The following is a 13,627-nucleotide window of genomic DNA, read 5'->3' on the forward strand; positions in this document are numbered from 1 at the left end:
CTATTGATTTTCGTTTAATTCACTGTTGTGCAAAGAATAAGTGAAATAAACGATTAAGCCGATAACCAGCCAAATCACAAAGCGTAGCCAGGTGAGGGCGGGTAAAAATAGCATGAGACCACCGCAAGACAACATGCCCAATACGGGAAATAATGGGCTAAATGGTGAACGAAACGGTCTGGGCAACTCCGGTTGGGTGATGCGTAAAATGATTACGCCCAGGCAGACGAAGGCAAAAGCTGCCAATGTACCAATGTTGACTAACTCGGCGAGATCACCCAGCGGCATTAATCCTGCTATCAGCGACATAATAATGCCGCACAGCACAATAATACGCACAGGTGTTTGGGTGGTTGGGTTGACCTTGCTGAAAAACGCTGACAGCAAACCATCACGCGACATGGCGAAGACAATACGCGTTAAGCCATAGTACAGTACCAGCATTACAGTGGTTAATCCTGAAATCACGCCTGTAGAAATCAGGGCAGAAGCCCAATTAAAACCAATTAAGCTGAGGGCATGAGCGACGGGCGATTCAACGTTGAGCTGGGAATAATGCACAACGCCGGTCAGCAAACCGGCAACCAGGATATAAACCACCGTGCAAAACACCAATGAGGTGATAATACCAAAGGGCAAATCGCGTTGCGGATTTTTGGCTTCCTCAGCCGCCGTCGAAACCGCATCAAAGCCGACGTAAGCAAAAAATACCATGGAAGCCCCAGCCAACACGCCTGTCGTCTTGCCGTCGGGCAGGGTCTGAAACCAGCCGAATGGCATAAACGGCTGCCAGTTTTCTGGGTGTACGTTAAATACCGCAACACCTATAAAAATGCTGATAGTAATCAATTTAACGCACACCATCGCATTATTGGCTTTGGCGCTTTGTTTTACACCGATGATAAGCAAGCCCATCAATATCAAGATGATAAGGCTTGCTGGTAGATTGATGATGCCGCCCAGCTTGGGGGCTTTGGTCAAGGCTTCTGGCAAAGGTATGGCTATTGCTGATAAGGCTTTGTTCAGATAGCTAGCCCAGCCATTTGCGACCGCAGCGACCGCTATGCCGTATTCCAGTAGTAAATCCCAACCGATAATGAAGGCGAACAGCTCGCCAAATGCCGCGTAAGTGTAGCCATAAGCACTGCCGCAACCGCCGATGGCTGCGGATAGTTCGGCATAAGATAAGGCTGCAAAGATACACGCAAACCCCGCAATGATGAACGATAACACGACGGCAGGCCCAGCTTGGGTAGCGGCGGCAATGCCCGTCAACACGAAAATACCTGTGCCGATGATGGCACCTACGCCGAGGAAAGTCAGATCCCAGGCGGACAAGCAGCGATTAAGACTTTGCTCGGATTCATCGTAAGACTGAACTCGTTTGGTGCGAAATATTGGTAGTGCCATAGCGGTTGGTTTCATCCTATCGACTAATTGCTTGGAAAGAACGTAGATTAACTGTTATGGAGATTATAGCCTTAGGTTTTGTTGGATGGCGAAAAACAGTCCATATTTAAGTCAGCCCACTTTGGGCGACAGTATTAGGCGTGGACTTAAGCTCCAGCTAGCCTTAGAATTGACCTCAAAGGACTAGTCTGGCTTAATGAGCAACGGTTACCTGCTCGACAAAAACATCAACCCACGAGGCTTTAACATAATGAATGCAATTAAAATACTGTTCCAATTAGTAATAATCAGTTTCGCATCAGCAAGCACGCTCGCTTACGCAGAAAACAACGAACAAGTAAAAGCGGCAATCGAGCAAACCGTCGCTAAATTAGAACAAGCCGTAGCCGCCGTGGATAAAGGCGAAGATGCCAAAGCCATTGTCGAAATGGTGCTAGAAGCCAAGCAATTACAAAAACCTATCTCCACATCTGATCCGAAAGTTTCAATAAAGAAAGCCCAAGGCAGCAACAAATTGGGGCAAGCACGTACCGCCCTTAACGATGGTGACCTGAAAAGTGGCGGGGAATTGGTAAAAGGCGCATTAGCTGACTATAAAGAAGTTAAAGAAAAATATAACGCGACGCATTGATGCGGTAAATCGAAAGTGTTTGAAAGTTGATTAAATTGATTTTTATAGTATGTTTAACAGGACATAGTGTTGAATGGCTCACCACTTTCCGAATTAATCATTGTAAAACTTGAGAATAGTTAATGCCTGCAATCGAAGAAGAAGTGCCATCACCCTGCAACGATAACTGCGTTATGAACGATGATGATATTTGCATAGGTTGTTATCGATCTTTCATTGAAGTGGTGAAATGGCCGAAAGCAGATAAGGATACGCGGCTACAGTATTTGAAAAATATAGAAGAACGCCGAAAAAATTACGAAGCCCAAGGGTGAGGGTAGTTAGCCTAACAGCCGTTATAGTTAAAGATAAGGGCTTAACCGATGACAAAACGTCAGCTGTTACGCCCTGTTAAACCATTGATATAAAGCCATAAAAGTATCATTTGCTGCGGCTATTACCTCAGGTATTTGGTTACTATCATCCGCAAATTGGCTGCCCATGAAAGCTTGGAAGCTTTTCCATTCAAAGCCAACATTCTCCCCATAGCACGTGTAATAATTCAATTTATCGACAATGGCATCACCAAAATGCTCCTTGAGCTGTTTGGAAATTATCCGACCACCTAAAACCGATCCTTCCAGCACATAAAACGCACCCATTTGCCGAGCAAATGAAGAGAGTTGTGGTAATTCGGCACAGCGACGAATCTTCGCTATTTCTGCTTCAGTTTCGCCGAATGTGGCTATGTCTCTTGCTAACAAGCCAGTTTTTACTTTATGACCTAATACCAATTGGTGAGCTTCAGCAAGGTCATCAAACAGCATCGGTTCAAGCGCAGCATGAAAGCCATAAAACAAGCACAGCAATTGCTTATATTCCGGCATTGCGTAATCTGGCGAGAACAGCCTAATAAAACTGTTAGTGCGTTCTAATTGCCTATGGGCAGTAGCGGTTTCTGCCTTAAGCAGGGACATAATCAGCGGCGGTTGTTCTCCCCTAGCTGTTTCATGGGTACGAACGCTTTGATTTAGGTTCATGTTGTAATTATTGGTTGAATTTTTAGAGATTCTCTTATAAGGCTTTTTGGCAATGTGAGGGTGTGGAAGCCACATAAAATAATGAAAACACATGCAGTAATGGTTTAAGGTTAGACGATTATCCAATCTTTGCAAAAATATAAAAATAGCAGGCAGTACGATAAAATTTTTGTTTGGTTGGTAAAATAGAAGTTATAAGTCTACCCTTCACGGGTACTGTAGCCCTATCTTGTGAATCGTAGTGATTGCCTTTTAACATAAAAGAGTTGTTTCTGTGAAAAACCAGTGTGATATTCAAAAAACACCTATTTTGCGAGATTTACGGACGGTATTCTCATGAACCCAAAGACATACGAATTTAACCCCCTGCTAGAAGAAGAGTTACGGACGAGAGCCGAGGCGCAATTCGCACTCGCTGAAGCCTCAAATAAGCCGGTCTGGGTTCACGTTGCAACGGAACTCTTGAACGAACTACATGTACAGCAAAAAGAACTGCAAATGCAATACCAGGAATTACTGCGGACGCAGGCAGCTCTTGAAGTCTCGCATAGCTATTATGTCGAACTGTACGATTTTGCCCCAGTGGGCTATCTCACGCTCAACGCAAAAGGCATGATTGCTAAAATTAATCTAACCGCTGCCAAATTGCTCGGAATGGATCGTAAGCTGCTTATCAATCGACGTTTTGAGCAGTTTGTTGCTGATGATTATAAAGCGCATTGGCAGCAATATTGTCTTCACGCAATGCAAGAAGAGGGAAATAAATATTGTGAACTGGCACTCCACAATAAAGGCAGCACCGCCCTATACGTCCGTCTTGATTGCATGTGTATTAACTCGGTTGATGCGGGTATCCAAATGCGCGTTATGCTCTCTGACATTACCCAAAACAAGCAAGCAGAGGAAAAACAGCGTATTGCGGCGGTAGCGTTTGAAACCCAGGATGGCATTATAGTGACCGATGCAAACAAGCTCATCTTGCAAGTGAACCAAGCATTTAGCCGCATTACGGGTTATAGCGCCGAAGCTGCAATAGGTAAGCCCCCAGCTTTGCTCAATTCTGATCTGCACGACGAAGACTTTTATCGGGCGTTGTGGGCATCGGTTGCAAACAATGGTTATTGGCAAGGTGAAATCTGGACGAAGCAAAAGAATGGCGAAGTATTCCCAATTTGGCTGACCATCACCGCCGTTACCGATGCAGAAGACTTGATTACGCATTTTGTAGGCGCATTTACCGACATCACCGCTCAGAAGCAAGCTGAGAGAATCTTGCTTGATGCTCGTGAACGCTTGGAAAATCAAGTTGTTACAAACAAAGAAGAGCTTCAAAAGGTTAAGACAGAAACGGTGGAGGTTAATTCTGCGCTTAATATTCTCCTTAAACACCGAGAAACGGATAAATCTGAAGCCCAAATTGCGCTCTCACAAGGCGTTGCAGAAACCATCTTACCGTTCCTGAAGTTATTGAAAGCGGCGGATACTGGTCGGATTCAATCCACTCGGCTTGTCGATATTATTGAAAACAATCTCAATCAGCTAACGAAATCATTTGGGTCGGCTGAAAATAATCTCCCTTCCGTGTACCTGCAATTAACCCGCGTCGAGATTCAGGTGGCATCATTAGTTAGACAGGGACTATCCACAAAAGCAATTGCTACGACCTTAAATCTATCTTCAGAAACCATAAACAACCACAGAAAGCATATCCGCAAGAAATTAAAATTGGATGGTAAAGCCAATAACCTGCACAGCTATTTGCTGTCGTTGACTGAATAAGCAACACAAGGCAGTCCAACGTTTTTTTGAGTTCACCCTCCTAAGTAAGCGGTAAAAAATCATGCCGCCGCTAAAACCCAGTCTCGTCATTCTGCTTGCCTAATTTAATATATAGCCCGATAGAATTCATGATGGCAGGCATGTTGCAAGGTGTATTTTCCACGATTAGTGGGCATGACTTAAGTTGCTTACAAGTGAGTTATGAAAGCACTGGCACTGAGACCAGTGAATTTCTGATTAGCGCCAAGGCTCGAATTGATTCCTTCGAACAATCCGGTTTCGCGCAAGAGTTAACTCCCGATGAAGCATTGGCAAGACTGCGCTTTACCTGATAACAATCTTTTCCCGAAAGAATATACCGTACTTGAGCTTTTAAGAGAAAGCTCGACCAGCAGTGTTCTGATAGGTATCGATGAAAAAACAGGCTACAAGGTAATCATCAAGTGTTTTAAACAACATGCGAAAGGTGCTTATTTGCGGGAAATAGGTGCCGCTTATGACATGAAACACCATCATTTGGTGCGTTGCTTAAACACCTTTCATCGGACTGACGGTGAGTCCTGCTTGGTTTATGAGTATCTTTCCGGCGGTAGTTTGTCTGATTACCTTGCAAGCCGTGGGAATCTGAGTATTGACTTGGTTTTTCGTTGCTTGCACGATATTTCAGCGGCGCTGATTTACCTACATGCGCTTAATCGTATCCATTGCGATATTAAGCCGGAAAATATTTTTTTGCGACCTACGTCGGATGGTCAATTTGAGTATGTTTTGGGCGATTTGGGCGCCGCCTGTTTTCTGCGTGAAGCTCAAGAAGGGCATCATGTTACCGGAACGCCAGCCTATATAGCACCTGAACGAATTCGTAGCCAGTTTTTTTTTAACAGCGACTTATACAGCCTAGGTATTGTTGCTTTCGAGCTATGTACCGGTTACCGACCCTTTACAGGTAATGTTGAGGAAATTACCCAAGCAAATTTAGCCCAAATACCTTCTCTTGAAGCCATCAAATATCAACCTTTACGGGATTTGATAGATCATTTATTGACAAAATCCCCCCAAAAAAGAATTGAAACCGCCAGTTTGGCTTATGCCTATTTAAGCAAGTTGCAAAAACAATTTGTCGATGCACGTTCTGAGCAACAGTTCACTCCGTTACAACGGCTAGAGGCTAAAGTACGGCAATTAAATTTGCCCCTGGAAGACAATGTGTTGGGGCTTAACTGTTTTCACGTGGCGGGACGGGTGTACGTAGCTCTGACCTATGCAGCGTATACGGATATAATCGATCTACAATTTCCAAATCATGTGCTGAAAACCCTGACGAATACACATTCCATTCAGGTCACTGGCGCGGCGACACTCGTGTATGCAACGCCTACCCGTATTCAACAGCTTGATTTGAATACGATGGCTACGACGACATTGCTAGATAAAGTCAATGGACCTAAGAATTTTCATTATCATAACAATAGGTTAGTGTTTACGGATGATTTTAATGTTTGTTATCACAACTTAAAAAATGGCACTAATTTTAGTTTTCGCTCGCCATCCTATCTTTTTGATCCAGAAATATGCCTGTTTGAAACGGAATCATTTTGTATGAGTGAAGGCTTGGCTAACGATAAGCTGGTCAAGCGCGATGGTGCGGGTGCAGTAACGTTTAATTGGGTATTGGATGGTCCTTTGTTAGCGATGACGCGATCTAATGACATTGTCCTTGGTGTTACCTTGAATGTTAAAGACCACAATAAATATTCGATCTGGCGTTTGAACGAGACCGAGGAAGCAAAAAAAACCATATTATCCGATCAAATCAAACAAATCAGTTGTATTGGTAATGCGGTATATTGGCTAACGCAAGAGACCAAGTTATATTGTTGTGGTGTAGACTTACAACAAAAATTGCTCGGAAATTTTACCCAAACAAGCACACATTTCGCGGTATCGTTTGACGGTTTATATACCGTGATGCTGGATTTAGTAACCCGAAATCAAGCGGTAATCACACAATTCAATAACGGGGAGTCATAAATGTCCACAACAAGACCCATTCATTGCCTATTTTATTCACATGTCTGGACAATTTATCAGCTAGAAGCGTTAGGGTTGATAAAAACCGAGGATGAAATGCTTCTGGAGCTGGGATTGGGATCGCGGTTCGCCGATGTCTTTGGCAGGCACGAGAAACGTAGAGGCTTAGTCAGATTGCTAAGACCGGGAATGAATCTGCACATGCTGGCCTATCAACCCCAGAGCTTAAATGTTCCTATCATTCTAGCCGCCAATCCACCCACAACAATGGATTCGCTGATTGCAGCATTGTCGTTAGTTGCTACCGTGGATAGTCCTATTGAGAAGGTGACGGCATTAGTTCACATCAACGACGGCGCATTATTTGCCGATGCTTACCCCTTAATGACTGATTTTTCTATCGTTTGGGATGTCGTCGATTTTCCAAATGCCGCATTGCAGACATTGACTGAAGCTTTAGTTAAACAGCAATGTTTAAGTCAGAATACCTGGAAAGGTTTTCACCTGTGCAATCATCCTGACAGACAATTACCTGAAAGTAAGACGCGTGAGTCAATGCTACGTAATGTACTAAATGATTTTCCCGTTCTGAATCTTGCCTAACATTGTGCGCTATACCTACAAGGAAAGCATCTACATATCGAGCTTGCCGTCTCTTCAAGAGCTAGAGCGTCAGCACAGCATTGCACATGTACAATATTGGATCAATGTATCAGGCATAGATATTCACCAAATCTATCCTGAGCCAAACCTATTGGCATATACCATTTCGCAGTTTGATTTTGCCGATGTTTTTACCGATGGGGAGAAACTGACTGACTTTTCCAAGCTCGAACAATTTGACATTAAACAGTATAAGAATGTTTCAGAGCTGAAACACCGCAACGCATTATTGGCGGCTGTCAAAATGCTAATCACGCAACTTGAAAACGAGAGTTCAACCAGTATTTTCTGCCATCGTGGATTGGCGCGATCCCCGCTGGTTGCGGCTTCTGCCTTAAATTATGTCCATAACGAAACTTTGGCTCAGTCCATAGCAAGAGTGCATCTTATCCACCCGCCCGCCTACTTCACCGACATCAGTATATCGGCATTGCTATGGTGTAAAGAGCAATTGCGAAAACCCGCCTACACCGAATAATCCAAAAGTGCCATTTCCCTTAGGAAGAAGGTTGAGATGAGGGGCTTTTAAGAGCTTATATTATGGTTTTTCAGACCCTTATAGAAAAGACAGTGGCAGTTTTTGACGGGTTATCATGTCAACAACTTGAATTACCTAATCAATTTTCCAGGATTGAACGCCATGAACAAGACGGTGTTTTAACCATTGAGAATCATTTTTTCCAGATCGGTGATGTTGGGCAATTACGCATTGCCCACACTCATGCCCCCAAAATCAACATTATGGCGGTATTCTTTTTTCCAGAATGCGCTTATCAATTACCCGTATACAGCATGGAGTTCGTGCTGTTAGGGCAAAAGCCGATCATCGCCCTTATGGATACTGTGTGCTTAATCCAGCCAATGACAACTTCGGCTGTAGTTAAAGAGTTTATGGATTTTGCACACACGAATTACCCGGATTTTAGTCAAGGTGAAGCGCTTCCTCAATGGTTTGATGAATGCCGGTCAGGGCAGGAGTTTTTTATCAGACCACGCGAAATTAGTGAGTTTTCGGCGTTAGGTGAGATACATTTAACGCTGGTTGGGCATTTAACCAATTTGTTTCAGAATGCTGAAATATTCGATAAAAAAACGGCGGCTTTACACAAAACCAATCTGGAAAACTACAAGCATCATCATAAAATCAATTCGCCAGGAACTCGGTTAATGAATCGTAGTTTTGGTGAAGAATGGACGAACGAATATTTAACAGTTTATTTATTCGTTTGAGGCTAAAAAGTGGTTGAACTTCCCATAATTATTAGCACTCTTAGTAATCGAGTGCTAAAATTATGGCATATCTTAACTTTTTGGAGTTGTTGATGAGTGATGCGATTACATTGCCCGTGAATTTATCGGTTGGTACGTTTGATGCGTATTTGAATGTCGTTAGGCAAATGCCTAAATTGACACCTGAGCAAGAACGCGAGCTGGCGATTAGATTCAGAGACAATGGCGATTTGGCGGCGGCGCGTGAGCTGGTTATGGCAAACTTGCGCTTTGTCGTTCATGTTGCCCGTGGATACAGCGGTTATGGTCTGTCCATGCCGGATATTATCCAGGAAGGCAATGTCGGCTTGATGAAGGCTGTCAAACGCTTCGATCCTGAAATGGGTGTGCGTTTGGTGTCGTTTGCGGTGCATTGGATCAAAGCAGAAATCCATGAATTCGTCATCAAAAATTGGGGCATCGTCAAGATTGCTACAACCAAAGCGCAACGTAAGCTGTTCTTTAATCTACGTAAATCCAAGAAGGATTTAGGTTGGTTATCAAACGATCAAGCAGAAGCGATTGCCACTGACCTGAATGTTGAAGTCAGTGCCGTTTTCGAAATGGAAAAGCGTTTGGGTAGCAGGGATACGTCTTATGACATGCCGGTGGATGAGAAATCCGAAGAAACGTATGTTGAACCAGCCAGCTATTTATACCAGCAAAATGATGATCCAGCGGTCATGCTGGAAAATGCCGAATGGCGAGGGCATGAGCAGAAATTGCTATCTAAAGCATTGGGTGGATTGGATGAACGCAGTCTGGATATTGTATCTAGCCGTTGGTTAGCCGAAGAAAAGGCAACGCTGCATGAACTCGCCGAACGCCATCAAGTGTCTGCCGAAAGAATCAGGCAATTGGAACAGAATGCCATGAAAAAATTGCGGGAAGCGGTGGTTTTTGCGGCTTGATAGTTTCAAGTTAATCATTACAAAGGCTTAGGGCGAAAGTCCTAAGCCTTTTTTATTACCATTAAATTAACATCTAATGATAGATATTGGAGTGCAAAGCAATCTTTGCCAGTGTGGAGCAAGCGCAAAGCTTACTTTGCACTCCTTAACTGTGGGATTAGGAGGTTTAAGCCGGATTCATTAACCCCAATAGCACATGGGCGCGTTCTGCGGCTTCAAGTCCTAGCGCAGTCAAATAACCGCCGTCTTCCAGTGTTACCAGACCTTTGTTAAAAAGCCGCCGAGTCGCCTCGATAGTCGTTGGTGCTGCCGTTGTGTGGACTTTTATTCCTTCCAGTGTCGTGGTCAGTTTATAGCGAACGAGGATGTTGAGTTCTTCTAGGTTGTCTTGGGTAAATTGCATGTGTGACCTCAGCTATAGTTGATCGGTGCAGACTATAAAAGCTATCTGCTACTGACAATAATATATTGGATATGCAGTTAGTCGTAGAATTATTTGAGGAAATAGTCGATTAGCTTGATAACCGATGTTGCCACTCCGTAATCCGTGCTTTCAAAGCCGCTAAATTTACGGTAGTTAACTGACGTTGTTTTAGCAATTGTTTTCCCGCAACCCACACATCGGTAACTTGTTGTCTGCTAGCGGCATAAACGATTTGCGAAATTGGGCAATATAGGGGTTGCGTTTCCAGGTGATCTAAATCGATGGCGATAACATCGGCGGATTTGCCGATAGTCAATGAGCCTGTTTCGTGTTCCAGTCCAAGGGCTTTCGCACCATTAATAGTTGCCATACGCAAGGCGGTCATGGCGGGAACGCTACTGGCATCCTGGGCGACGGCTTTGGCAAGCAGGGCGGCAGTCCGCATTTCTCCCATCATATCCAAGTCATTATTGCTGGCTGCGCCATCAGTGCCTAATGCCACATTAATACCAGCGTTAAGGCACTGGGCAATTGGGCAAAAGCCGCTGGCGAGCTTTAGATTAGATTCTGGGCAATGGACGATATGGGCACCGGATTCGGCAACCAGGCTGATTTCGCCGTCTGTCAGTTGTGTCATGTGGACTGCGATAAAGGACGGGTTGAGCAGCCCAAGGTTATTTAGCCTTTGCAAAGGCCGTTGCCCAGTATTCGCTTGCGCTTGTTCGACTTCATGCAAGGTTTCATGGACGTGCATATTAATGGGTATTTCAAGTTCGTCCGCCAGCGTCCTGATTTTTTGTAAAGGGTCGTCGGAAACAGTATAAGGCGCATGAGGTGCAAAAGAGGTTGTGATGAGTGGTTGGTGACGAAACTGGTCGTGAACTTCTAGACCTTTTGCGATATAGGCGGCGCTGTTCTCCGCCCAAACCGTTGGAAAGTCGATCACAATCAAGCCCACACAGGCACGAATGCCATGTTGTATGGCTTGTTGAGCCGTCACATCGGGAAAAAAGTACATGTCATTGAAGCACGTCGTCCCACCCAGTAGCATTTCGGCAATCGCCAAATCAGTGCCATCCCTTACAAAAGCATCGCTCATCCATTTTTGTTCCAGCGGCCAGATATGGTTTTGCAGCCAGTCCATCAATGGCAAGTCGTCGGCAATGCCACGCATTAAAGTCATTGCTGCGTGGGTATGACAGTTAATGAATCCAGGTAGTAGGGCGTGTGAGCTAAGGTTTTCTGTGGTTGTACCTTGATACTTATGCTTGGCGACATCCGTGGGTACTAGGTCGATAATCCGACCCTTATCAATGACTAGGCTATGGTATTCGTAGGTTACGGATTCCGGTTCAACGGGTATAATCCAGCGGGCGTGAATCAGGGTATCGACGATTATCATGAGGTATTCCTATATTTAAGTTGCCGAATTATAACTTTTTAATAGGTGTTCAGCACCAAGGCTTGGCAAGAATCAAAGATGAAAACCTGTGCCTTTCGCCTCCGGAAAAACGCTGAATAATGACATTTACTTTATAAATTAATGACTATGCAAAACAAATTAACCGTACAAGCCCTGCAATGGACCGGCGAGACTTTAAAAGTGCTGGATCAACGGCAATTGCCGGAAACCATCGTTTATGACGAATACACCGATGCGGTCGGCGTCACCGAAGCCATTGCCACTATGCGCGTTCGCGGCGCACCGGCCATCGGCATTGCCGCAGCTTACGGTGTAGCGCTGTCGGTGCGCAAGCACTACGCCCAGTCCAACCATTGGCGGCAAAAAGTCAGCGCCGATATAGCGATGCTGGCCAAGTCCAGGCCGACGGCGGTTAACCTGTTTTGGGCCTTGGACCGGATGACGGCGGTATTAACCCAGCAGACCGATAACCCGATAGCGGCGGTTCTGGCTTGCGCGGAAAAAATCCATAGCGACGATATTGCCGCCAATCACACCATGGGCGAATTGGGCGCGGATATTCTGGCCGACGCTAAAGGCGTGATGACGCATTGCAATGCCGGCGCCTTGGCGACCGGCGGTTACGGCACCGCGCTGGGCGTTATCCGCAGCGCTTATCAAAGACAACGGCGCAACGTTTATGCGGGCGAAACCCGGCCTTGGCTGCAAGGCGCACGATTAACCGTTTGGGAACTGGCGCAAGACGGCATTCCGGCGACGTTGATTGCCGATTCGGCCGCCGCATGGCTGATGAAATCCGGCGCTATCGATTGGATCGTGGTCGGCGCAGACCGCATTGCCGCCAACGGCGATGCCGCCAACAAAATCGGCACCTATTCGTTGGCCGTATTAGCCAAACAGCATGGTGTGAAATTGATGGTGGCCGCGCCGACCTCGACCATAGACTGGACCATGCCTAGCGGCGATCTGATAGAAATCGAACAACGCAACCAGAACGAATTATTGCCCGCTTGTTATATCAAAGAAGATTCCTTGGTCAGCGCCTGGAATCCGGTTTTTGACGTGACCCCGGCGGAACTGATTTCGGCAATTGTGACCGAGCGCGGCGTGATATTAAACCCTGCCGGGCAAGGCGTGGGAGGTTTAAAAAATGCACTTTGATAAAAGAGGCAATAACCCGATATTAGCTGTCGGCTTTTTGTTTAAGGGGCTGAAATTGTTGACCAGCCCGGAATTGCGCAAGTTCATTATCATTCCTATGTTAATCAACGTGGTGCTGTATAGCGTCGCCTTAACCTTGGGCTATTTTTATATTTCGGATCTGATCGATCAATTTATTCCCGGCTGGCTGCAATGGCTAAGCTGGGTATTATGGCCGCTGTTTTTTATCAGCTTTTTTATCGGCGGCTTTTTTACTTTTACCGTCGTGGCGAACCTGCTGGCCGCGCCTTTTTACGGCAAATTATCGGAAAAAACCTTGGCGATGGTTAGCGATCAAGCTTTTGCAACGGCCGAACAGCCGTTGCCGAAAGTCCTGCTTGCGGAAACCAAGCGCATCGGCTATTTGGGAAGTCGAGCCTTGCCGTTGCTGGTGTTGTCGATTATTCCCGGTCTTAATGTCATTGCGCCTTTTTTATGGGCGTTGTTCGGGGCGTGGGGCATGGCCTTGGAATATTTGGCTTATCCGTTGGAAAATCAGGGCGTGTTGTTTTCCGAGCAGAAAGCGTTGGTTAAGAGTGTAAGATTGGGCGCGTTAAGTTTTGGCGGGCTGGCGGTGTTGGGGCTGACTGTTCCGGTGTTGAATATTATCGTCGCACCGGCTGCGGTGATTGGAGCTACGCTTTATTTTCATGAGATTAAGCGGGATTGAGATACGTCACTGTTTGATTTTGAACGTGAATTAATGGGATTTTCTAAAAGATTATTGATTCGCCAAAGTGCCTGTATAAAAGTGACGTATAGGCGGATTCAGCAATATCGTATTTTTATGGAGTAAAAGGTGGTAACGTTTTCTAAACGACATGGTTATGTGAGAGAAGCTGAAATTACCGTTAGGGAAGATGCACC

Annotated in this window: 15 protein-coding genes; 11 read left to right on the top strand and 4 right to left on the bottom strand. The window is 45.3% G+C overall.

All coding sequences use genetic code 11. The features are described 5' to 3' along the window. Nucleotides 1-1,410, bottom strand: coding sequence for an amino acid permease (locus AC1YY3_RS07190; RefSeq protein WP_481823322.1), 1,410 nt, complete (start codon nt 1,408-1,410; stop codon nt 1-3). 250 nt (nt 1,411-1,660) lie between these two features. Between AC1YY3_RS07190 and AC1YY3_RS07195 the strand changes: the two genes are divergently transcribed. Both AC1YY3_RS07195 and AC1YY3_RS07200 read left to right on the top strand, forming a co-directional pair. After that, nucleotides 1,661-2,041, top strand: coding sequence for a hypothetical protein (locus AC1YY3_RS07195; protein WP_481823323.1), 381 nt, complete (start codon nt 1,661-1,663; stop codon nt 2,039-2,041). Between the two features lie 122 nt (nt 2,042-2,163). After that, nucleotides 2,164-2,355, top strand: coding sequence for a DUF1289 domain-containing protein (locus tag AC1YY3_RS07200; protein WP_481823324.1), 192 nt, complete (start codon nt 2,164-2,166; stop codon nt 2,353-2,355). 66 nt (nt 2,356-2,421) lie between these two features. Here the strand turns inward: AC1YY3_RS07200 and AC1YY3_RS07205 are convergent, their stop codons facing one another. Next, nucleotides 2,422-3,060, bottom strand: a complete 639-nt coding sequence (locus AC1YY3_RS07205; RefSeq protein WP_482194386.1) for a biliverdin-producing heme oxygenase — start codon at nt 3,058-3,060, stop codon at nt 2,422-2,424. A gap of 336 nt (nt 3,061-3,396) precedes the next feature. On the opposite strand from AC1YY3_RS07205, the gene AC1YY3_RS07210 reads away from it, so the two are divergent. From AC1YY3_RS07210 to rpoH, 7 genes are all read left to right on the top strand, one after another. Further along, nucleotides 3,397-4,839 carry a PAS domain S-box protein gene (locus AC1YY3_RS07210; RefSeq protein WP_481823326.1) on the top strand — a complete coding sequence of 481 codons (1,443 nt, stop codon included), beginning with the start codon at nt 3,397-3,399 and terminating at the stop codon, nt 4,837-4,839. Nucleotides 4,840-4,934: 95 nt separating this feature from the next. Then, nucleotides 4,935-5,171, top strand: coding sequence for a hypothetical protein (locus AC1YY3_RS07215; RefSeq protein ID WP_481823327.1), 237 nt, complete (start codon nt 4,935-4,937; stop codon nt 5,169-5,171). Beyond that, nucleotides 5,140-6,870: a serine/threonine protein kinase gene (locus AC1YY3_RS07220; protein ID WP_481823328.1), complete on the top strand. Its 1,731-nt coding sequence runs from the start codon at nt 5,140-5,142 to the stop codon at nt 6,868-6,870. The genes AC1YY3_RS07215 and AC1YY3_RS07220 overlap by 32 nt, the downstream gene beginning before the upstream one ends. Then, nucleotides 6,871-7,473, top strand: coding sequence for a hypothetical protein (locus AC1YY3_RS07225; protein WP_481823329.1), 603 nt, complete (start codon nt 6,871-6,873; stop codon nt 7,471-7,473). Then, a complete protein-coding gene (locus AC1YY3_RS07230; protein WP_481823330.1) occupies nt 7,466-8,011 on the top strand; it encodes a hypothetical protein in 546 nt (181 codons plus the stop codon). The genes AC1YY3_RS07225 and AC1YY3_RS07230 overlap by 8 nt, the downstream gene beginning before the upstream one ends. 92 nt (nt 8,012-8,103) lie before the next feature. After that, a complete protein-coding gene (locus tag AC1YY3_RS07235; RefSeq protein ID WP_481823331.1) occupies nt 8,104-8,763 on the top strand; it encodes a hypothetical protein in 660 nt (219 codons plus the stop codon). A 92-nt stretch (nt 8,764-8,855) separates the two neighbouring features. Next, a complete protein-coding gene (rpoH, locus tag AC1YY3_RS07240; protein ID WP_481823370.1) occupies nt 8,856-9,713 on the top strand; it encodes an RNA polymerase sigma factor RpoH in 858 nt (285 codons plus the stop codon). 166 nt (nt 9,714-9,879) lie between these two features. Here rpoH and AC1YY3_RS07245 read toward each other — a convergent pair whose 3' ends face one another. Continuing rightward, on the bottom strand, nt 9,880-10,116 hold the full coding sequence (locus tag AC1YY3_RS07245) for a TIGR02647 family protein (RefSeq protein ID WP_481823332.1): 237 nt from the start codon (nt 10,114-10,116) through the stop codon (nt 9,880-9,882). Between the two features lie 109 nt (nt 10,117-10,225). Next, nucleotides 10,226-11,536, bottom strand: coding sequence for a TRZ/ATZ family hydrolase (locus tag AC1YY3_RS07250; protein WP_481823333.1), 1,311 nt, complete (start codon nt 11,534-11,536; stop codon nt 10,226-10,228). A 144-nt stretch (nt 11,537-11,680) separates the two neighbouring features. On the opposite strand from AC1YY3_RS07250, the gene mtnA reads away from it, so the two are divergent. After that, nucleotides 11,681-12,721, top strand: a complete 1,041-nt coding sequence (mtnA, locus tag AC1YY3_RS07255) for an S-methyl-5-thioribose-1-phosphate isomerase (RefSeq protein ID WP_482194387.1) — start codon at nt 11,681-11,683, stop codon at nt 12,719-12,721. After that, a complete protein-coding gene (gene cysZ, locus AC1YY3_RS07260; RefSeq protein ID WP_482194388.1) occupies nt 12,711-13,430 on the top strand; it encodes a sulfate transporter CysZ in 720 nt (239 codons plus the stop codon). The genes mtnA and cysZ overlap by 11 nt, the downstream gene beginning before the upstream one ends. The last annotated feature ends 197 nt before the right edge of the window (nt 13,431-13,627 follow it).

Source organism: Methyloglobulus sp., assembly GCF_964779595.1.